Here is a 20700-nt window from a genome sequence, read left to right as displayed (position 1 = left end):
CTCCGGGCGCATGGCCCAGGGCCTCCACCACGTCGTCCAGCCGTGCCACCACCGTCGGATAGGAGAGGCCCAGCGCCTGCTCCACGTCCTTGATCTTCCCCCGGCACCCGATGAACACGCGCACGAACGCGAGCTGCTCCGGCGACAGCTGCTGCACCCAGCCCGTCGTGAAGCGCCCCTCCACCGCGGACGCGCAGCCATCACAGCGCACCCGTTCGATGACGGTGCCGTCTCCACAGACGGGGCAGCGGGTGGGCACGGGCCAGGTAGGCTTGGAAGTCGTCATGGGATTCAGAAAATCAATTTCGGGTTTGAGAATATTGATTCTTAAGGGCTTGGCAAGGGCAGGAGTTCATTTCCAGGAAAGACGGACACTTCCGAGCCGGTGGCCACGAAGGCGGAGTGGGGTGTGCCCCGGAGGCACTCGGAGAATGCGGGGCCGTAGAAGCGGGCCACGTCGCAGTCGAAGGCGGTCTCCTGGGCGCGCCAGACGCTCCAGCGCGGGTGCTCCACGCGGTACTCGGCGCAGCCGCCGTCGCGCTGGGCGGTGTAGCCCCAGTAGTGCTCGGTGATGAATTCCTCCTGGGAGCCGGGCGCGCTCTCCGCCGGCGTGCCGAGCGTCCGGGCCGACAGCTGGTGCCAGCGGCCGTGGGACTTCCAGGCGTACTCGACGTGGCCGGGCGCGCCGGTGTCCGCGCCTTCCATGGTGACGGCGTGGCGCATGGGGCACGCGACGTAGGGCTCGTTGTAGAGGACGCGCGCCACGGTGGCGATGGCGAGCCGGGGTACGATTTCGCGCACGAACACCACGCCGCGCCGCCAGCCCTCGGGGCCCAGGCGGCGCACGTAGAAGCGCAGGTTCACCTCATCGAAGTCCCGGTGGAACGGCACCGCGAGTCCCCGCACGCGCGTGTCGAGGAAGCGGAAGCCGACCATGCTCGCGAACGTGCGGCCCTGCCACGCGTCGAGCTCCGTGCCACGGGGGACGAGGGGCCGCAGCACCGCCGGATCCACCTCGTAGTTGAGCATCAGCAGGTACCGCCACGTCGCCGTCAGGAAGGGGCGCATGCGCGAGGTCTAGCGCGCACGCGAGGCCCGGGCCCAGGGCCACCCCCTTGCGCGGCTTCTGTCGAGCAGAAGCGCGGACGGCCTTCAGGGCACGGCGGGCTGGGATCGCTGCTTCCGGGAAGTGAGGCCGCGCTCCAACCGCTCGCGCCACTTCAACATGGGCCGCTCCACGCCATGGTGCAGCGCGAGCGAGGCGAGCAGCACCGCCACGGCGCCCCCCAGCACGGTGACGGGATGGAACGCGTCCATGCCATGGGGCGCGAGCGCGTCCCGCACTCCGTGCTGCATGGCCTTGTGCGTGAGGTAGACGGTGAAGCTCAGGACGGCGAAGGCCTTCACGCCCGGGATGCGCGCGCAGAGCTGCGAGGCCGTGGGCCCCGACAGCGCCATCAGCAGGGCCGCGAAGCCCAGCGAGGCCAGGGGGAACGACAGCAGGACATAGGGCAGGTAGCGGTAGTGCTCCTCGTTGATGAAGAGCACGCCGCCCAGGCACGCGAGGCCCGCGACGGCCATGCCCCGCGCATGGGCGCCGCGCGTCCAACGCTCCCATGCCGCGGGCCGGAAGACGCGCAGTGCCGCGAGCAGCACGCCGAATGTCAGCCCGTCGAGCCGCGCGTAAGTCGGGTAGTAGAGCAGCTTGTCGAACTCGCGCCACCCCGGTTCGCCTGGTCCGAGCATCGAGAAGTGATGCAGCCACAGCCCGCCGCGCAGGAGCATGCCTCCGAGCATCACGGCCGCCGCGAGCGCGATGAGGGACGGCGCACGGAGCCTCCCGCGCAGCGCGAGCACGGTGAGCGGCAGCACGAGGTAGAAGTGCTCCTCCACGCACAGGGACCACGCGTGGGAGAAGCCGTTGCGGCGCAGGCCGAAGTTCTGCGTGAAGGTGAGGAAGCGCCACGCGGGCGTCACCACGGGCATCTCGGGCCAGGCCGGCACGAAGAGGTACAGGGCCAGCACGACGAGGAACGACGGAAGGATGCGCAGCGCGCGCCGCAGGTAGAAGCGCTTGAGGGACGGCGTCTCACCGCGCGACACCGGCTCCATCAGCTGCGAGCCGATGAGGAAGCCACTGAGCACGAAGAACAGCTCCACGCCCGTCCAGCCGAAGTTGGCGAACGCCTGATAGGCCTCGTGACCTTCGGGTCGGGGGTAGTGGTAGACGACGACGATGAGGATGGCCAGGCACCGGAGCAGGTCCAGGCCAGCAAGGTGACGCGGTTCGGTGGCGTTCAGCGGAGTCGGCTTTCAGCGGGGGGATGCGCCAATGCTAGCAGGGCGTTCCCGCGCCGACAGGGACCGCCGCCCCGCTCCATCTCAAGGACCCGGAACACCCCGAACACCGCGCGCGCCCAGGTGCCGTCGGGCAAGGAGCCCCGGCCAGCGGCGTCCTCGCCCAGGCGTTCGGTGGTGCCATGCCCCATGGGTTCACCGTGCAGGCGCCAGGCCTGGGACCTGGAGTCCGTCCCCGCGGATGAGAAGGCGAGAACCTGCTGGGGCTGCCGCCCGCCGGCGGCGGACCGCGCGAACTGGTCCGACTGTCGGACCAGTTGAAGACCGCCGGGTCCCGAGGGCAGGTGGGCGTTCCCGGCCGGGCCCTATTGGACGGGCCTCGTCGCCCGCCGTGAACAAGCGACCTCCGCTCCACCGGACAGCGGGAACGGGTCCGACAGTCGGACCCGTTGGGCTTGCCGTAGCCGGTGGGCTGCCCCTCGACCCGAGCCACGCGAACGGGTCCGACAGTCGGACCAGTTGGGCAGACCGTGGCGGATAGGGGGCGTCCTTCCTGGTGGGCCAGTGACTGGGGCCCGGCCCCATGTTTCGGACTGCGTCCAGGTCCCGCCTGGCATGCGCGGTGCTCGTGCCAGTTCCTCCAGCGGTTCAACCCTTGCGTCACGGTGGCTGGGCATCCAGGTCCTCGACCCTGGCTCCCAGGCGCGCTGGCACTCTCGCCAGCACGCGGAACTCCCGCGCCGACGGCTCTCCAGGCGCGTCCTTGCCGTTCATCGCGTTCGTGCACCACGCGTGCAGCTCTCGCAGCGCTCCGGCGAGGAACGCCTCCCGCGTGGCCCTCCGTTGCACCTTGCCGCTGGAGGTCTTCGGCAGGCTCCCGGGCTCGATGAGCACCACCGCGTGGGGCCTGACCTCGTGCACGGATGCCAGCCTTCCGCGGATGGCCTTCAGCACTGACGCCGCGTCGCCGTCCCACTTGCGCGGGTCCACCTCCTGCACCACGACGAGGTGCTCCTCGCCGTCCACCTCGACGCCGAATGCCACGCCGCAGCCGGGCCTGAGCGCGGGGTGGCTCTCCTCCACCGCTGTCTCCAAATCCTGTGGGTACAGGTTCCGGCCTCGCACGATGAGCAGGTCCTTCTCGCGCCCCGTGACGTACAGCTCCCCCGCGTCCAGGAAGCCCAGGTCCCCCGTTCTCAGGTAGGGCCCGTCTCCCTGCGCGGTCCTTGCCTGGAACACCCTTGCGGACTCCTCCTCGCGCCGCCAGTAGCCCCGCGCCACGCTGGGACCCCTCACCCAGACCTCGCCCACCTCTCCTGGCGGCAGCACGCGGCCGGTGTCGGGCGCCACGATGCACAGGGATTGATCCGGCAACGTCGTGCCGCTGCTCACGAGGGTCCGGGCCGTGTTCGCGGGAGCCCGCGCCCAGCCCGCCTCCAACGCGGACGCGTCCACGTCGCGCAGGATGGGCACGGCCTCCTTCGCTCCGCCGGAGACGATGAGCGTCCCTTCCGCCAGGCCGTAGCATGGGTAGAACGCCTGGCGCTGGAAGCCGTACGGCCCGAAGGCCTCCGTGAAGCGCGACAGCGTGTCCGGGCGGATGGGCTCTGCTCCGCAGAACGCCACCTCCCAACGGCTCAGGTCCAGGCCCTCGCGTTCCGCGGGCGGGATGCGCCGTACACACAGGTCGAACGCGAAGTTCGGCCCGCCGCTGATGGTGCCTCCGAAGCGGGTGAGCACCTCCAGCCACGCGCGGGGCCGCTTGAGGAACGACAGCGGGGACATCAGCACCGTGTGGATGCCCTGGGGCAGCGACGCCAGCACGCCGCCGATGAGCCCCATGTCGTGGTACGGCGGCAGCCAGATGACACCCACGCTGTCCTCGCGCGTCTGGAAGGCGCGGCGGATGGCCCCCAGGTTGTGCATCAGGTTGCCGTGGCTGAGCATCACGCCCCGGGGCGTCCCGGTGCTGCCGGACGTGTACTGGAGGAAGGCCAGCGTGTCGGCCGTCACCTCCGGCCGCTTCCATGCCGCCGCTCCGCCCGCCTCCAGCGCGTCTGTCGCCACCCACTTGAGCGCTCTCAGCTCCGGCGCGTCCGCGAAGAGGACCTCCGCCATGGACAGGATGAAGGACGTGGTGAGCACCACCGTGGCCCCGGAGTCCGCGATGAGCGCGCGCAGGCGGGGCAGGGTGCGCTCCAGCCGGGAGGGGTCCGGCGGATACGCGGGCACGGCCACCAGTCCTGAACAGACGCAGCCGAAGAACCCGCGGAGGTAGTCCGCGCCGGGGGGATAGAGCAGGACCGCGCGCTCGCCCTTGACGGCAAGCGACTGGAGCGCGGCGGCGATGCGGTGCGCGCTCGACGCCAGCTCGCCCCGGGTGAGCGTCACCTCCGCGTCGTCCTCCAGGAAGGTGTAGAGGCGCGACGCCGGATGAGGGTGGCTTCGCTCGTCGAGGAGGTCAATCAGCGTGCCAGACATGTGGACCTCAATAGCTGCCTCCAATCATCAGGAGGCCTGAGTAGCGGCCATCCCCCGCGCCCAGGTCCTGCGTGGGCGAGAAGTCCTGTCCGAAGAGGAAGCTGTAGCTGCCTCGCACCTCGGCGGTGAGCTGGGGGTTGATCTTGAAGCGCACGCCCGCGCCCACGGGCGCGTAGCCCCCGGTGTCGTCGAAGAACCGGAAGAAGTTGCCCTCGCGCACCGAGTAGCGCTCGACGCCGATGCCCCCGAGCACATAGGGCTGCAGCCGGGTGTGGGTGAAGCCCAGCGTGAGCGCCGCCTGCCCTCCGTTGCGCACGATGTCCGGCGTGCCGAAGGACGCGGAGCTGTTCGCGACGGACAGGCCGCTCACGCCGCCGCTGTAGCCCAGCTCCACGCCCAGATAGTCATTGGGGCGGTAGCCCACGACGACGCCATACGACGGCCCCGGATCCAGGTTGGGTGCGAGCTTGCCCGTGTAGCCCTCCACTCCCAGCCCCAGGAGGAAGTAGGGGCCCTTCCAATCCACCCGCCCCAGCCGCGTGCGGACGGAGGACGGTGAGCCGGTGATGCACGCGTGCGGCCATGACGTCCACACCGCGTGCCTCGTGGGCACGGCGGCGGTGCTGGCGCGCTCGCGCGACGCGTGGCGCGGCACGGTGATGGTGGTGGGGCAACCGGCGGAGGAGACGTTCCAGGGCGCGAAGGCGATGCTGGATGACGGGCTCTACGCGCGCTTCGGTACACCGGACGCCGTGCTGGGCCAGCACACCGCGCCGCTGCCCGTGGGCACCTTCATGCACCGCGAAGGCGTGACGATGATGGGCTCCACGCACGTGCGCCTGCGCCTCTTCGGCCGGGGCGCGCACGGGGCGCAGCCGCAGCTGTCCGTGGACCCCGTGGTGCTGGGGGCCAGCGTGGTGCTGCGCCTGCAGACCATCGTGTCGCGCGAGCTGTCGCCGCTGGAGGCCGCGGTGGTGACGGTGGGCCAGTTCCAGGCGGGCACTCGCGCCAACGTGATTCCGGAGGAAGCCCTGTTGGAGCTGACGGTGCGCACGGAGGACGACGCGGTGCAGGCCCGCGTGCTCGCCGCCATCGAGCGCATCGCGAAGGGCGAGGCCGCGGCGGCGGGCGCGCCGAAGCCTCCCCTGGTGGAGGTGCTGAACCGCGGGCCGGTGAACCGCAACGACCCGGAGCTCCTGCGCCGCGTCCGGGCCGCGCACGGGGAATGGTTCGGGCGCGAGGCGCTGGTGCCGGGAGTGCTCGGCACCGCGAGCGAGGACTTCCCCTTCTTCGCCCGGGGGCCGGAGCGCCCGGTGCCCATCGTGTACTGGTTCTTGGGCATCACGCCGCGAAAGGCCTGGGAGGATGCACCGGGCACGACGCTCCTGGAGAAGGTGGCGCACCTTCCAGGGCCGCACACCCCCTACTACGCGCCGGACCGCGCGGGCTCCCTGCGCATGGGGTGCGAGTCACTCACCGTGGCGGCGCTGGCCTGCCTGCACGGAGGCGGTGGCGCCACGGACCATTGAAATGCCCCCCGGCCAGGAATGGGGCCGCTGGTCCGGCGGGTCCCCTGTCGCTTGCCCCCGACGCGAGTGCCTCCACCTTGAGTGGCGGACGACACTTCTGGAGGACACCCTGATGAAGCTTCCGCTCATGGCCTCGCTGACCGCACTCCTCCTGGGAGGCTGTGCCACGCAGACCGCTTCCCTTCCGCAGGAGTCTCCGGCCGAGGCGTTCGCCAGCGATGAGATGTCCTGGGACGCGGAGGAGTCCCCTCGCACGCAGGAGATGCAGCGCGCGCACGGCATGAACTTCTACGGGGACGTGGGCGCCGAGGCCCAGGCCAACGCCGAGGCCACCGGAGGCACGGGCATCCAGCCGTCCTCGAAGCCGGAGGACTTCCAATGCGTGGACATCAACGAGGTGGGGACAGGCGGCTCGGGCAGCATCGACCTGCGTGACGTGGACAACCTGGCCCCGGAAGCCACGCCGTCGCAGAACCCGGGCGCGCGGTTGGACATCGTCCCGGAGGCCTGGAACCGCAACAAGGGCATCGGCGTCAGCCCGGTGGCGCCGTCCACGGGCACGCCTCCGGCGGAGGGCAGCGGCGGCGCCGGACATTAGGCGCTTCCGCTTCAGCCCTGCTGCTTCACCAGCCGGGTCAGCTCCCGGTCCAGCGTGGCGGCGAACTGCTGGCGGTCCTGCTGCGAGAAGCCGCTGGGACCGCCGGTGGTGACGCCGCTGTCGCGCAGCTCCTGCATGAAGTTCCGCACCGACAGCCGCTCGTCGATGTTCTCCGGGGTGAAGAGCTCCCCGCGCGGATCCATCACCACGACGCCCTTGGGGACGAGCAGCGCCGCCAGCGGGATGTCCTGCGTGACGGCCAGGTCTCCCGCCTCCGCGGACGTGGCGATGTGCCGGTCCGCCACGTCCAGCCCCGCGCCCACCTGCACGGTGGACACGTACGCCAGGCGCGGCAGTGCCAGCGGCTTGTTCGCCACGAAGACGATGGGGACCTTCACCCGCTGCACGGCGCGCAGCAGGATGTCCCGCACGGGCCCGGGACACGCATCGGCATCCACCCAGATTTTCATGCGGACCATCCTCGCTGATTCCTCCGTCCGGAGAAGGGCGAAGGCGAGGCCCCCGGTCCCAGGCTTGTGGAGGGGGGGCCGCGTCGCCAGCTTTGCGACAGCCCCCTTCCTCCGAGGCCTCCATGACGGAACTGAACACGAAGCTCGCCCTCGTGCGTGCCTGCATGCGGACGCAGGGACTGGGCGCCATCCGCTTTCGCGGCGTGGACTGGTTCGCGTGGATGACGTGTGGCGGCTCCAGCGTGGTCCTGCTCAGCGCGGAGACCGGGGTCGCGGAGGTGCTCGTCACGGATGAGGGCGCCTGGGCGCTCACGGACAACATCGAGGCGGAACGGCTGACGCGCGAGGAGCTGCCCCAGGGTTTGCAGGTGGCGGCGCACCCGTGGACGGACAGCCGCCCGCGCGAGGCCTTCGTGAAGGCACGCACCGGGGTGGGCCCCGTGGGCTCGGACCGGCCCGCCGCGGGCGAGTTCCCCCTTCCCGCGCAAATCACGCGGGCCCGCTCGTCACTGATGCCGGAGGAGCTGGAACGCTACAGGGCGCTCGGCAGGGACGCGGCGGCGGCGATGACGGACGCGCTGCTCGCCGCGCGCCCGGAGTGGACGGGCTTCGAGCTGGCGGGGGCGGGTGCCCAGGCGCTCTGGGCGCGCGGCATCCATCCCGCGCTCACGCTGGTGGGGGATGCCCGCCGGCTGCCGGTGTACCGCCATGCCACGGCCTCGCGGGAGAAGCTGGGGGAGCGGGCGATGCTCGTGTTCTGCGGCCGGCGGCACGGCCTCTTCGCCAACCTCACGCGCTTCGTCTACTTCCGGCAGCCCACGCAGGAGGAGCGCCGGCTCACCGCGGACGTGGCCGGCGTGGAGGCCGCCGCGTTCGCCGCGAGCCGCCCCGGCGCCACGCTCGGCCAGGTCTACGCGGCGCTCGTGCGCGCCTACGCGGACTCAGGCCACCCTGGCGCGGAGGCCCTGCACCACCAGGGCGGCTCATGTGGCTACCTCTCCCGGGACGTGGTGGCTCAGCCCGGCATGGAGGTGCCGCTGGCGTCGCACAACGCGGTGGCCTGGAACCCCTCGCTGCCCGGGGCAAAAGTTGAAGACACCGCCGTGGTGTCCGCGAAGGGGCTGGAGTTGCTCACCGTGGATCCGCGCTGGCCCACGGTGCGCGTGGAGGGCCGCGAGCGGCCGGACCTGCTCGTGCGTTAACGGCGTGCGCGCATCGCCAGTTCCCCTGCCCTCGGGAACGATGTCCCCGGCCGTGCGGCGTCCCATCTTCGCCCGTGTGAACACCGAGACCCTGGATGAAGAACTGGACAGCCCGCGGCTCCAGCGCGACGGCTTCGACGCGACCCGCTTCCGCACGCTGCTTGCCCGCTACCAACGGGGCGAGCTGACCGACTCACGGCCGCTCGAGGGCGTGCTACGCCCGCTGCGCGCAGGGGACCTCCGGGCGCTCCCGGCGGAAGGCACGCCGGAACACGAGGGATACCAGGCCCTGGGCGAGGAGGCCTTCCGCCAGGGACAGGTGGCGGCGCTCGTGGTGGCGGGAGGCGCGGGGACGCGCTTCGGCGGCAGCGTGAAGGGGCTCGTCCCTGTCATGGGAGGGCGCAGCTTCCTGGACTTCAAGCTGGAGGAGGCGCGGCGGTGGGGCGCGCGGCTGGGGCGGCAGGTGCCCGTGGCGGTGATGACGTCCTTCCTCACGCACGACGCCATCGCCGCGCACCTGGCGTCACGCGGGCCGGCGAACGACGTGTTCCTCTTCCGCCAGGGGATGCTGCCCCGGCTGACGCCGGAAGGTGGCCTGTTCCGCGACGCGCGGGGGCAGCTGTCCTTCGCGCCCTCCGGCCACGGCGACGTCTTCCGCGCCCTGCGCGAGAGCGGGGTGGGGCGGCAACTCCAGGCGCGCGGCGTGCAGTGCGTCTACTTCTCCAACGTGGACAACCTGGCGGCCTCGCTGGATCCGGCTGTCATCGGAATGCACCTGACACTGGGTTGCGACATGACGGTGGAGGTGACGCCCAGGGCCAACCCCAGCGGGGCGCTGGACGCGGGCGCCGCGCCGGTGCGTCTGGGGGGACAGCTGCAGCTCGTGGAGAAGGTGGACCCGGCGGCGCACCCCTTCATCTCCACCAACAACATCACCTTCTCCCTGGAGGCGATGCTCGCGGGGGAGCTGCCCATTCCGTACCGGGCGGTGTCCAAGAAGGTGGACGGGCAGCCGGTGCTCCAGTTCGAGCAGGTGACGGCGGAGGCCAGCAGCCTCACGCGGCCGGATGGCCAGCCGCTCCTGTCAGTGGCCTTCATCGAGGTGGGCCGCATGGACCCCATGACCAGCCGCTTCGAGCCGGTGAAGGCCCCCGACGACCTTTCCCGCGTGGCGAGGCGGCTCCAACAGCGCCTGGGCACCCTGCATTAGACGGGAAGATTCGCTAGAAGCAGCGCCGTGCTTCCGGCCTCTCCTCCGTCCCGCCGCGACTTCGCGGCCTCGTCGCTCGCGCTCTGGCTGCTGTGCCTGGGGTTGTTCGCGGTCTACACCGCGAGCCAGGTCCAGATGCAGACGGACTCGCTGTGGTCCATCCCCTCCGCGGCCAGCATCCTCCACGAGGGCAACGCGGACCTGGACGAGTATGCGCCTTCGTTCGCACCCGCGACGGCCTACGCGCGAGGTGTCTACGGCGGCCACACCTATTACGAGTACCCGCCCGGGGTGATGGTCTCCGCGCTCCCGCTCCTCGCGGGCGCGGAGGCGCTGTTCTCCCTGGGCCGGCCGCTCCTCGCGCACCTGGGGTCTCCCGGCGCGGCGGCGCTGGCGTGGCTGGAGTTGTTCCGGAGCACCGGCAAGGTGGACCTGGGCTCCTTCCACCGAACCGAGCAGCTCATCGCGTCGTTCTACGTGTGCGCCGCCGCGGGCGTGCTGCTCGTCGCGCTGAGAAGGCGCGTGTCCGCTCGCGCCGCGCTCGTCACCGTGCTGCTCTTCGGGCTGGGGACGACGGCGTACTCCACCGCCAGCCGGGTCCTCTGGCAGCACGGCCCCGGGCTGCTGGCCATCGCCTGCGTCGTGCTGCTGCTGGCGCGGCCCGCGCAGACGTCCCGCACGGCGTTGCTCGCGGGGCTCGCCGTCGCGCTCGCGTACGTGTGCCGGCCCACGCACTCCATTTCGGTGGTGGTCGTCACCGCGTACTTCGTCCTGCGCTACCGCCGGCTGCTCTTCGCGTACTTCGCGGGGGCGGCGCTCGTGGCGCTGCCGTTCTGCGGGTACAACCTGCACCTCTACGGCTCGCTGCTGTCGCCGTACTACCAGCACCCGCTGGACATCCTGGGCTCGCGCTTCGTCATGGCGCTGGCCGCGAACCTGGTGAGCCCGTCACGGGGGCTGCTGCTTTATTCGCCCTTCCTGGTGCTCGCCGGGGTGGGGTTCTTCCAGCGGTGGCGCCGCAAGGCCTTGGAGCCCTACGAGAAGGCCTTCGCCGTCATCGTGCTCCTGCACTGGGTGGCCGTCTCCGCGTTCCCCATCTGGTGGGCCGGGCACTCCGTGGGGCCGCGCTTCTTCACCGACGTGCTGCCCTACCTCATGGTCTTCCTCGCGTTCCCCGTGCAGGCCGCGCTGGAGGCGCCCCGCCAGCATCGCGTGCTCGCGGGCGTGCTCGCCGCGACGGCCGCGTTCAGCGTCGTCTTCCACTGGCGCGCCTCCACCTCCTATGACGTGCACGCGTGGAACTCCGTGCCGGTGGACGTGGACAGCGCGACGGAGCGCGTCTGGGACTGGGGGGATCCGCAGTTCCTGCGAGCCATTCCGGCCCGCTTCCGGGGCAACCCCCGGTAGGGCGGGGGCTCCGTCGCCTGCCTGCCTTCCAGGATGCGGCAGTGCCCGGGCACCGAGGGTCTTGGCGGGTGCATGGGCCGCCTCCAGCTTTGCTCCGGACCTTTCTGCTTCAAGGAGGCGGTGTCATGGCGAAGGCGATGAGCAAGCTGCCGCGCGCGCTGGGGTGGTTCAGCGTGGGGCTGGGCGTCACGGAGTTGATTGGAGCGTGGAACCTGCTCCGGTTCTTCGGCATCTCGCGCGGAGACAAGTGGGTGCGGGCCTATGGCGCCCGGGAGCTCGCCGCGGGCGTGGCCCTGCTGAGCCCCGCGAAGAAGCGCCCGTGGCTGTGGGCGCGCGTGGCGGGTGACGCGCTGGACCTGGCCACGATGGGCAAGGGGCTGCGTGAGCCGGGCGTGCGCAAGGGCCGGCTGCTCGCCGCCACCGGCGCCGTCGCGGGCATCACGCTGCTGGACATCTACGCCGCGGCGAGGGCGTAGCCCGGACGGGACGTGCGCTAGGCTTCCTCCTTCTTCGAACCGAAGGAAGGAAGCTCCGTGCGTCCCGTTCTCCTGTCCCTGCTCCTCCTGCCCACGCTCGCGGGTGCCGCCGCCCCGAAGGCGCAAGAGCCCTTCGTCTTCCAGGGCGTGGAGCGCATTGTCGCGGTCGCGGACGTGCACGGCGACGTGGACGCGCTGAAGGAGGTGCTCCGGCTCGCGGGCCTCATCGACGCGAAGGACCACTGGGTGGGCGGCAAGGCGCACCTGGTGCAGACCGGTGACCTGCCCGACCGGGGCGACCACACCCGCGACGCCTTCGAACTGCTCATGCGCCTGGAGACCGAGGCGCGCAAGGCGGGCGGCCGCGTGCATCCACTCCTGGGCAACCACGAGTTGATGAACATGCGCGGAGACCTGCGCTACGTCACGCCCGGCGAGTTCGCCTCCTTCGCGGATCAATCCGCGACGCCTGACGGTCCGGGTGAGCCGAAGGGGCTCCACGGCCACGCCGCCGCCTACGCCTCGGACGGGCGCTACGGGAAGTGGCTGCGCACGCACCCCGCGGTCATCCGCATCAACGACACGCTCTTCCTCCACGGCGGCCTGGCGCCCACCGTCCCGGGCACCACGCTGGAAGAGGTGAACCGTTGGGTGTGGCAGGACCTGACGCCGGGAAGTGCTCCGGGCGGCGGCGTGGATCCGCAAGGCCCGGTGTGGTTCCGAGGCTACGCCATCGACGACGAGGCGAAGTGGGACGCGGGCCTCACCCAGGTGCTGGAGCGCTTCGGCGCCCGCCGCATGGTGATGGGCCACACGCCGTCGAAGGACGGCCGGCTCTCCGTCCGCTTCGGGGGCCGCGTCATCGTCATCGACACGGGGCTCAGCACCCACTACGGCCGCCACCTGGCCGCGCTGGAGCTCCGCGGTGACCGCGTCACCGCGCTCTACCCGGAAGGCCGCGTGCCGCTGCTCCCCACCCCGAAGGCCGCGCCGGCCCCGCGCCCCGAGGCGAAGACGGGCACGAAGTAGACGGTCCTCCCCTGGACACTCGCTCCGGGGGCGCCTCTGGAAGTCTTTTGACTTTGATAGTCAGTATCAATATCGTCCGGCCCCATTGAACGCAGGGAGCCGCGATGCACGAGGGATGCGGAGCACAGGGAAGTGCCGGGGAGCTGCGCTGCATGTGCGGCAGCCTGCTGGCGCGACTGGTGCCGGGCGGCGTGGAGCTGAAGTGCCGCCGGTGTCACCGGACGCAGGTGGTGCCATTGGAGCCCGGGCCGGCGGACACGCGGCGCGGAGCGGCTCCCCGGGGTGAGCGCGGCTGAAGCGCTTGGAAGGGACGGGCCTCCGGTGGGGGGCTCGCGGCAGTGTGTTTCCTGCGGCCCGAGGCCCTTGAGCCCAGCGCCCGACAGGCTTCCCCTTCGCGGAAGCCCCCCGGCCTTCCGTGCCGGGAGGACCTGGGATGTCGGGGCGTTGGTGGCTGAGCGCGCTGCTGTGGAGTGCCCTGTCCGGCGTGGCCCGGGCGGAGGACGTGCCGTCCGTGGACGGCGGCGTGGAGCAGGGCGTGTCCGCGCCGTCGGTGACGGACGCGCCGGCCGCGAAGGAGGCCTCGGCCGCGATGCCCGGACAGGTGTCTTCGCCGGCCGGGGATGCCGCGCCGTCGTCGCAGCCCGTGCACGGAGCACCAGCGGATCCGCCCACACCGGATGCCGCCGCGACGGCGGAGGCCGCGCCCACGAAATCCTCGCAGGCTGTGGACGCCTCGCTTCCGGTGGAAGAGCCTCCCGCGCTCCAGACGGTGGTGACGGGCTCTCGCACGCAGGAGCGTCTGCGCGAGACGCCGGTGGCCACCGAGGTCATCACCCGCGCGGAGATCGTCGCCAGCGGGGCACGCGACGCCTCGGAGTTATTGAACGCGCGCCCGGGCTTCGTGGTGCAGCAGGGCTTCTCGGGCGCCGGGCTGTCCATGCAGGGCCTGGCGCCGGAGTACGTGCTGGTGCTGGTGGATGGAGAGCGCGTCACCGGCAAGGTGGACGGCAACGTCGACCTGTCGCGCCTGTCGCTGGAGGACATCGAACAGGTCGAAATCGTGAAGGGCCCCGGGTCCGTGCTGTACGGCAGCGACGCGGTGGCGGGCGTGGTGAACTTCATCACCCGCCGCGCGCAGCGCACCCTGGGCGCGGACCTGCGCGCCGCCTACGGCACGCTGGGCCGCCTGGACCTGGACGCCACCGGCGAAACGCGCGGCGATGCGTGGGGCCTACGCATGAGCGCCGGGCTCCAGCGGCGCTCCGCCTACGACCTGGACGCGACGGACATCGGCACCACGGGCAGCACCCTGAACGGCTACGACCTGTCCGCGCGCGGTGACTGGCGCGGCCCTGGCGCGATGTCGCTGGAGGGCACCGCGTCCTACTCGCACCGCATCCAGCGCGGCGTGGACCTGGGCGCAGCGGGCGCGGTGTTCGACCGGGCCACCCGCGACAACACCTTCGCCTCGCGCGTGTCCCCGTCCTGGCAATTGGGGGAGAAGGTGACGCTGCGCACGGACCTGTCCTACGGGCACTACGAGCGGCGCTACCTGCGCGACCAGCGCAACGCCTCCGCGCTGGACACCGTGGAGGACACGCGCGACCAGCAGGCCCGCGTGGGCGCGCAGCTGGACGCGCGTCCCGGCGGCGGACACGCGCTGGTGGTGGGCACCGAGTACCTGGGTGAATGGCTCCAGTCGGACCGGCTGGACGGCGGACGCGGGCGGCGCGGCCGGGGCTCGCTGTACGCGCAGGACAGCTGGACGCTGTGGGAGCGCGTGGGGCTGGTGGCGGTGCGCGGCGGACGGGTGGACGTGGACTCGCAGTTCGGGCTCGCGCTCACGCCCCGGGCGGCGCTGAAGGTGGAGCCGCTGAAGTGGCTCACCCTGCGCGGCAGCTACGGCTGGGGCTACCGCGCGCCGAGCTTCCAGGACCTGCTCATCGACTTCGAGAACCCCTCCGTGGGCTACACCGTGCGAGGCAACCCGGACCTGAAGCCGGAGCGCTCGCGCAGCTTCAGCTTCACCGTGGAGACGCGCCCCACCCGTGACTCGGTGGTGTGGGTGGGCCTGTTCCAGCACTCGCTGCGCGACATGATTGCCGCGTCGCTCCAGTCCGAGGGCGACTTCCTGCGCTACTCGTACGTCAACATCGCGCGGGCCCGCGTGCGCGGCGGCGAAGTGGGCCTGCGCCAGTCGCTGCCGGGCCGCGTGCAGGTGGAGCTGGGCTACACGCTCACCGACGGCACCGACCAGGACCTGGACCGCGCGCTGGAGGGCCAGGCGCGGCACCGGCTCACCGCGCAGGCCACGTGGCGCCACCGCCCGTGGAACCTGGAGGCCCACGTGCGCGGCGCGCTCACCGGCGAGCGCCCCTTCCATCCCGATACCAACGGAGACGGTGTGGCGGATTCCTACCGTGCCAGCCCCACCGTCTCCCTGGACGCCCGCGTCGCCTGGCTCATGCCAGGGGGCGGGCTCCAGCTTTTCGTTGTGGGCAGCAACCTCACCGGTGCGGGCAATCCGACGGATCTGCCCATTCCCCCCCGCACCCTCCAGGCCGGTGTCTCCACCCGGTTCTGATTTCCCACCCTGCATCCTGCTGAAGGAGTCCGCATGTTCCCCATTCCCCTCCGCCCCGGCTTCCTGAGCCGAGCCTGCGCGGCGCTGCTCCTCGCCGGCCTGTCCACCGCGTGCGGTGACGACCTCCAACCCACGCCCGGGCCCGAGGAGGAGGAGAACCCCGCCATCACGCCGCAGGACGGGGCCCACCTGAAGCATCAGGCCCACGGCGACGGCTCGTTCACCTCCGTCGTCAACGCGACCGACGGGGCGGTGTGGGTGGGCCTGGATCTGGACACGGGCAAGGAGGTGAGCGCGACGGAGGACGCGGTCTGGGACCTGGCCTTCCAGCGCTACACGGTGAAGGCGCGCGGCGGCGTCAGCGGCACGGGCGGGGTGCAGGTGGCCATCGTGCCGGGCACGACGTTCGCGGCGCTCACCCAGGCGCCGGCGTCCGGCTACGTGACGGACGCGGCGGACGGGGCCGACACCGGTGACAGCCCGGACACCGTCTTCAACGCGGGGGACGGCTGGTACGTCTACGACCTCCCGACCCACACGCTCACGCCGCGCCCGCGGCTCTACGTCGTGCGCTCGGACTCCGGGACGTACTTCAAGGTGGAGGTCCAGTCCTACTACGACGCCGCGGGCACGCCCGCGATGATGAAGCTGCTCTGGGCGAAGGTGGCCGCGCCGGCCGGAGGGCAGCCGTGATGAACCGCCCCGAGGAGACGGTGAGTCCGCACGCCGCGCTGAAGGAGCGCTGGCTGGCCCTGCGCGAAGCCCAGCCGCGCATGCGCATCCGTGACGCGGCGGAGCAGCTGGGGGTGAGCGAGGCGGAGCTGCTCGCCACCGGGTTGAACGGCGAGCTGGTGCGGCTGGAGCCGCGCTTCGACGTGCTGCTGCCCCGGCTGGAGTCGCTGGGCCGGGTGATGGCGCTCACGCGCAACGCGTCCGCCGTGCATGAGAAGAAGGGCGTCTACCGCAAGGTGGAGTTGCACGGCGCGCGCGCGCTGGTGCTGGACGAGGACATCGACCTGCGGCTGTTCCTGTCGCGCTGGTGCTTCGTCTTCGCGCTGCGCGAGGACCTCTCCGGCCAGGTGCGCCGCAGCTTCCAGGTCTTCGACGCGGCGGGCACGGCGGTGCACAAAATCTATCTCCAGGACGACGCGAACGCCGCCGCCTTCGAGGCGCTGGTGCGCGAGCTCCAGCACGAGGACCAGCGCCACGTGCTGGACGTGGTGCCGCTGTCGCCTCCCGCCGGGCCCCAGCCGGACGCGGACATCGACGCGCTGGGGCTCAAGGCCGGCTGGCGCGCGCTCCAGGACACGCACGAGTTCTTCGCGCTGCTCAGCCGGTTCAAGGTGGCGCGCACGCAGGCGCTGCGGCTCGCGGGGACGGAGTTCGCGAAGCCGGTGGCGCCGGACTCGCTGGGCTGGACGCTGGAGCGCGCCGCGGCGACGGAGCTGCCCATCATGGTGTTCGTGGGCAACCCGGGCGCCATTCAAATCCACACCGGCCCGGTGCGCACGGTGCGGCCCATGGGTCCATGGATGAACGTGATGGACCCGGGCTTCAACCTGCACGTCCGAGCGGACCAGGTCCACACCGCGTGGGTGGTGCGCAAGCCCACGCGCGACGGCGACGTCACCTCGCTGGAGCTGTTCGACAGGGCGGGGGAGAACATCGCGCTCCTGTTCGGCAAGCGGAAGCCGGGCGAACTGGAGTCCCCCGCGTGGCGGGCGCTGATGGAGGAGTTGGTCCGGACGCTGCCCGCGGTGGAGGTGGCGTCATGAAGCGCGCGGCGACGAGGTGGGGCCTGCTCTCGGCCCTGTTCGCGCTGGCGGCGCACGCGGCGCCTCCGGCGGCGAAGGCGGCGCCGAAGCTCATCACCGTCGGGCCGGCCATCACGCAGACGGTGTTCGCGCTGGGCGCGGGCGACCGGGTGGTGGGCGTGGACGACTCCAGCGCGGCGCTGCCGGAGGCGTCCAAGGTGGGCTCGGTGGGCTACCAGCGCGCGCTGTCGGCGGAAGGGGTGCTGTCGCTGGGCGCGGGCCTGCTGCTGGGTTCAGCGGAGGCCGGGCCTCCGGCGGTGCTGGAGCAGCTGAAGGGGGCGGGCATGACGGTGGAGACCTTCGCCAACGAGCCCACGGTGGAGGCCGCGCGCACGCGCATCCAGGGCATCGCGGACCGGCTGGGTACGCCCGACAAGGGCAGGGCGCTGGTGGCGAAGCTGGACGAGGACCTGAGGAAGGCGGCGGACCGCGTGGCGCGGGTGAAGGGCACGAAGCCGCCGCGCATCCTCGCCATCTACGCGCGGGGCGCGGGCACGATGATGGTGGCGGGCTCGGGCACGGTGGCGGGCACGCTCATCCGGCTGACGGGCGGGGTGAACGCGGCGGAGTCCATGCAAGGCTACAAGCCGCTGGGAGCGGAGGCCGTGGTGGAGGCGGCGCCGGAGTTCGTGCTCCTCCCCGCGAGCTCCGTGCCGACGGTGGGTGGCGCGGAGGGGCTGGCGAAGCTGCCCGGGCTGTCGCAGGTGAAGGGCTGGAAGCTCGTCACGGTGGAGGACGTGGACTTCATGGGGCTGGGGCCCGGACTGGGCCGTGCGGTGGCCCGCGTGCAGGACGCGGTGGCCCCGGCGGCGGCGGAGAAGGGCGGCGCCAAATGAGCGCATCGGAGGCCATGCCCGTTCCCGCGGCGCGGCCGGTGCCCTCCAGGCTTCCGGGCGCGGGCCCCTGGATGACGTTGGGACTGCTGCTGGCGTTGATGGTCCTGGCGTCGCTGGCGGTGGGCTCCATGACGGTGCCGCCGTCCGCCATCCTGGGGAGTCTCTGGGAGGTATTGGGACTGGGCGAGGCCTCCCACCAACTGGATGCGAGGCAGCGCGCGGTGCTGCTCACCCTCCGCCTGCCGCGCGTGCTGATGGGCGTGATGGTGGGCGGAGTGCTGGCGGCCACGGGCGCCGCGCTCCAGGCGCTCTTCCGCAATCCGCTGGTGGAGCCCGGCCTGCTGGGCACGTCCAGCGGGGCCGCGCTGGGCGCGGTGCTGGCCATCGTGGTGGACGTGACGCTGGCCGCGCACGTGGGCCCGCTCCGGATGCTGGTGGTGCCGGCGGCGGCCTTCGTGGGCGCGCTGGGGGCGACGTTGCTCGCGCTGCGGCTGGGCACGGGCGGAGGGCGCACGGACACGCCGCGAGTGCTGCTGGCGGGCGTGGCGGTGAGCGCGGGCGCGTTCGCGGGCATGGGGTTGCTCACGCACAGCGCGACGGACGCGCAGCTGCGCTCCATCACGTTCTGGAGCCTGGGCAGCCTGGGCGGTGCGTCGTGGGAGACGGTGGGCGCCGCGGCGCTGCCGCTGGCCGTGACGCTGGGGGTGCTGCTGAGCGAGGCGCGAGCGCTCAACCTGATGCTCCTGGGCGAGCGTGAGGCATGGCACCTGGGCGTGGACGTGGAGCGGCTCAAGCGCAAACTCATCCTCGCCGCGGCGTTGGGCGTGGGGGCGGCGGTGGCCTTCTGCGGAATGATTGGCTTCGTGGGCCTGCTGGTGCCGGCGCTGCTGCGCATCGCGCTGGGGCCGGACCACCGCAGGCTGCTGGCCGCGTCCGCGCTGTCGGGGGCCTCGCTGCTGCTCGCGTCGGACCTGCTCGCGCGCACGCTGGCGGCTCCTTCGGAGCTGCCGGTGGGCGCGCTCACGTCAGTGCTGGGCGTGCCCGCCTTCATCGCGCTGCTCGCGCGCAAGGGGGCGGCATGAGCCTGGAGGCGCGAGGCATTGAGGTCTGGCGGGGGAGGGGCAGGGTGGCGGGTCCACTGTCGCTGGAGGTCCTGCCCGGCGAGGTGCTGGCCGTGGTGGGCCCCAACGGCGCGGGCAAGTCGTCCCTGCTCGCGGCGCTGTCGGGCGAGCTGCGCTGCAAGTCCGGCGACGTGTTCCTGGAAGGCCGCGCGCTGCACCAGTGGCCCTACCTGGAGCGCGCGCAGCGGCTGGGCGTACTGCCGCAGGAGTCCTCCCTGGGCTTCGGCTTCACCGCGTTGGAGGTGGCGCTCCTGGGCCGCAGCCCGCATGCCCGCCGGGGCGGTGACGCGTCGGACCTGGACATCGCCCGCGCGGCGCTGGATGCCACCGACACGCAGCACCTGGCCTCGCGCGCGTACACCACGCTCTCCGGTGGCGAGCGGCAGCGCGTGCAGCTGGCCCGAGTGCTGGCCCAGCTGTGGACACCGCCCGAGCACGGCCACCGCTACCTCTTGTTGGACGAGCCGACGGCGAGCCTGGACCTGTCCCACCAGCACCTGGTGCTGGAGCGTGCCCGCGCCTTCGCGAAGGACGGCGGCGCCGTGCTCACGGTGCTCCACGATCTGAACCTGGCCGCGCGCTACGCGGACCGCATCGCGGTGCTGGACCAGGGCCGGTGCGTGGAGACGGGCACCCCGTCCGGCGTGCTGACGCCAGGCCTCATCGCGAGCACCTTCGGGTTGCAGGTAGAGGTGGTGGCGCGGCCGGACCTGCCCGGGCCGCTGGTGATTCCCCTGGGCCGCGCACCCGCGCCGCCCTGACGCACCGGTTTCCTCCCGCGAGGAGGGTGTCCACGCGCACGAACGCCCCTCCAAGGCCGCGTCGGACCCTCCTCGCGGAGGGACGTTGTCCTTCACATCCGGGCCGCCCGCTCGCGTGTCGCGCGCCGGGGACGGGCGAGGGCCGGCTCCGGACGCAGGTAGCCCACCGCCAGCGCCGCGATCTCGTCCACGAACGCATCGTCCTCCACGTAGTCCGGCCGGTCCGTCAGCGCCGTGTGGCACAGCGCCTCCACGGCGTTCACCAGGATGAAGACGGCCATGTCCAGGTTCCGGGGACGCAGGTCCTCGAAGCGGGGCGCGAGGAAGGCCCGCACCATCCGGTGCAGCCGCTGCGAGTACACATCCGACAAGCCCCACTGGCGCATCCGTGGCATCAGCTCATGCAGCACCTGGTTCAGGCGCGGGTTCTCCCGCTTCACGGCGAGCACCTGCCGGATGAGCGCGCGCATCGCCACCGGGAGCGGTTGCCCGGCCAGCGGCACCAGCCCCGCCTCGAAGTCCGTCAGCGCCCGCGCGCGGTGTTGCTCCATCAGCGCCGTCACCAGCCCCTCCTTGCTGGGAAAGTACTGGTAGAGCGAACCCACGCTCACCCCCGCCTCCTGGGCGATGCGGTTGGTACTCGCGGCCTCGTAGCCATCCCTGAGCAGAACGCGAGCAGTCGCGGTGAGGATGGCGTCAACCGTGGCCTGCGCCCGCTCCTGGCGGGGCGCCCTGCGACGGGAAGGAGGGGGACGGCGGGGCATGAGGCCTCCATGGCGGAATGTGAGCACCACGCGAGTTGAGAACGTGAGCGCCCACTCACATTCTAGCCCCATGCAAACGACCTCGTCCCAGTCCCCTGTTCGCCCCCCTGTCTCTTCACC

21 protein-coding genes are annotated in these 20700 nt (G+C 72.0%); 14 read left to right on the top strand and 7 right to left on the bottom strand.

Going from position 1 to position 20700, the window contains the following annotated elements; genetic code table 11:
* From D7W81_RS26980 to D7W81_RS26960, 5 genes are all read right to left on the bottom strand, one after another.
* The coding region (locus tag D7W81_RS26980) for a DUF2089 domain-containing protein (RefSeq protein ID WP_147445634.1) at positions 1-286 on the bottom strand (286 nt) is incomplete at its 3' end.
* 41 nt (positions 287-327) lie between these two features.
* Positions 328-1068 (bottom strand): YqjF family protein, encoded by a 741-nt coding sequence (locus tag D7W81_RS26975; RefSeq protein ID WP_120558265.1) that lies wholly within the window; start codon positions 1066-1068, stop codon positions 328-330.
* 84 nt (positions 1069-1152) lie between these two features.
* Complete coding sequence (locus D7W81_RS26970; RefSeq protein WP_120558264.1) at positions 1153-2262, bottom strand: acyltransferase family protein; 1110 nt, start codon at positions 2260-2262, stop codon at positions 1153-1155.
* Between the two features lie 696 nt (positions 2263-2958).
* Entirely contained in the window at positions 2959-4779 is a 1821-nt protein-coding gene (locus D7W81_RS26965; protein ID WP_120558263.1) for a fatty acyl-AMP ligase, read from the bottom strand.
* A 7-nt stretch (positions 4780-4786) separates the two neighbouring features.
* Positions 4787-5374 (bottom strand): outer membrane beta-barrel protein, encoded by a 588-nt coding sequence (locus tag D7W81_RS26960; RefSeq protein WP_158621692.1) that lies wholly within the window; start codon positions 5372-5374, stop codon positions 4787-4789.
* On the opposite strand from D7W81_RS26960, the gene D7W81_RS26955 reads away from it, so the two are divergent.
* Together D7W81_RS26955 and D7W81_RS26950 are read left to right on the top strand one after the other, a co-directional pair.
* Positions 5346-6308: an amidohydrolase gene (locus tag D7W81_RS26955; RefSeq protein WP_244227457.1), complete on the top strand. Its 963-nt coding sequence runs from the start codon at positions 5346-5348 to the stop codon at positions 6306-6308. The two genes, D7W81_RS26960 and D7W81_RS26955, sit on opposite strands and share 29 nt — an antisense overlap.
* A gap of 112 nt (positions 6309-6420) precedes the next feature.
* The gene (locus tag D7W81_RS26950) at positions 6421-6906 is read left to right on the top strand and encodes a hypothetical protein (RefSeq protein WP_120558262.1); all 486 of its coding nucleotides are present in this window, start codon (positions 6421-6423) and stop codon (positions 6904-6906) included.
* 11 nt (positions 6907-6917) lie between these two features.
* On the opposite strand, the gene D7W81_RS26945 is transcribed toward D7W81_RS26950, so the two are convergent.
* A complete protein-coding gene (locus D7W81_RS26945) occupies positions 6918-7376 on the bottom strand; it encodes a YaiI/YqxD family protein (protein WP_120558267.1) in 459 nt (152 codons plus the stop codon).
* Positions 7377-7498: 122 nt separating this feature from the next.
* Between D7W81_RS26945 and D7W81_RS26940 the strand changes: the two genes are divergently transcribed.
* The 12 genes from D7W81_RS26940 (at position 7499) to D7W81_RS26885 (ending at position 19816) form a co-directional block, all read left to right on the top strand.
* Positions 7499-8578, top strand: coding sequence for a M24 family metallopeptidase (locus tag D7W81_RS26940; protein ID WP_120558261.1), 1080 nt, complete (start codon positions 7499-7501; stop codon positions 8576-8578).
* Positions 8579-8630: 52 nt separating this feature from the next.
* Positions 8631-9788 carry a UTP--glucose-1-phosphate uridylyltransferase gene (locus D7W81_RS26935; protein ID WP_279637858.1) on the top strand — a complete coding sequence of 386 codons (1158 nt, stop codon included), beginning with the start codon at positions 8631-8633 and terminating at the stop codon, positions 9786-9788.
* A gap of 27 nt (positions 9789-9815) precedes the next feature.
* Positions 9816-11195, top strand: coding sequence for a hypothetical protein (locus D7W81_RS26930; RefSeq protein WP_120558259.1), 1380 nt, complete (start codon positions 9816-9818; stop codon positions 11193-11195).
* Positions 11196-11320: 125 nt separating this feature from the next.
* Positions 11321-11671 (top strand): hypothetical protein, encoded by a 351-nt coding sequence (locus tag D7W81_RS26925; RefSeq protein ID WP_120558258.1) that lies wholly within the window; start codon positions 11321-11323, stop codon positions 11669-11671.
* Between the two features lie 57 nt (positions 11672-11728).
* Positions 11729-12700 carry a metallophosphoesterase gene (locus D7W81_RS26920; protein WP_120558257.1) on the top strand — a complete coding sequence of 324 codons (972 nt, stop codon included), beginning with the start codon at positions 11729-11731 and terminating at the stop codon, positions 12698-12700.
* A gap of 152 nt (positions 12701-12852) precedes the next feature.
* Entirely contained in the window at positions 12853-12996 is a 144-nt protein-coding gene (locus tag D7W81_RS26915) for a hypothetical protein (RefSeq protein WP_244227456.1), read from the top strand.
* A 137-nt stretch (positions 12997-13133) separates the two neighbouring features.
* Positions 13134-15284: a TonB-dependent receptor plug domain-containing protein gene (locus tag D7W81_RS26910; protein WP_120558255.1), complete on the top strand. Its 2151-nt coding sequence runs from the start codon at positions 13134-13136 to the stop codon at positions 15282-15284.
* A gap of 33 nt (positions 15285-15317) precedes the next feature.
* Positions 15318-15977 carry an HmuY family protein gene (locus tag D7W81_RS26905; protein ID WP_120558254.1) on the top strand — a complete coding sequence of 220 codons (660 nt, stop codon included), beginning with the start codon at positions 15318-15320 and terminating at the stop codon, positions 15975-15977.
* Positions 15977-17059 (top strand): hemin-degrading factor, encoded by a 1083-nt coding sequence (locus D7W81_RS26900; RefSeq protein WP_120558253.1) that lies wholly within the window; start codon positions 15977-15979, stop codon positions 17057-17059. The genes D7W81_RS26905 and D7W81_RS26900 overlap by 1 nt, the downstream gene beginning before the upstream one ends.
* Complete coding sequence (locus D7W81_RS26895; protein ID WP_120558252.1) at positions 17056-17934, top strand: heme/hemin ABC transporter substrate-binding protein; 879 nt, start codon at positions 17056-17058, stop codon at positions 17932-17934. Before D7W81_RS26900 ends, D7W81_RS26895 begins: the two co-directional genes overlap by 4 nt.
* Entirely contained in the window at positions 17931-19016 is a 1086-nt protein-coding gene (locus D7W81_RS26890) for a FecCD family ABC transporter permease (protein ID WP_120558251.1), read from the top strand. The genes D7W81_RS26895 and D7W81_RS26890 overlap by 4 nt, the downstream gene beginning before the upstream one ends.
* On the top strand, positions 19013-19816 hold the full coding sequence (locus D7W81_RS26885) for a heme ABC transporter ATP-binding protein (protein ID WP_120558250.1): 804 nt from the start codon (positions 19013-19015) through the stop codon (positions 19814-19816). The genes D7W81_RS26890 and D7W81_RS26885 overlap by 4 nt, the downstream gene beginning before the upstream one ends.
* A gap of 92 nt (positions 19817-19908) precedes the next feature.
* Here the strand turns inward: D7W81_RS26885 and D7W81_RS26880 are convergent, their stop codons facing one another.
* Positions 19909-20580, bottom strand: a complete 672-nt coding sequence (locus D7W81_RS26880; RefSeq protein WP_158621691.1) for a TetR/AcrR family transcriptional regulator — start codon at positions 20578-20580, stop codon at positions 19909-19911.
* Positions 20581-20700: the final 120 nt, after the last annotated feature.

The organism is Corallococcus aberystwythensis, assembly GCF_003612165.1.
Lineage (GTDB): Bacteria > Myxococcota > Myxococcia > Myxococcales > Myxococcaceae > Corallococcus > Corallococcus aberystwythensis.
Note: the sequence above shows the minus strand (reverse complement) of the source record. Positions and strands in the feature narration are given on the sequence as shown.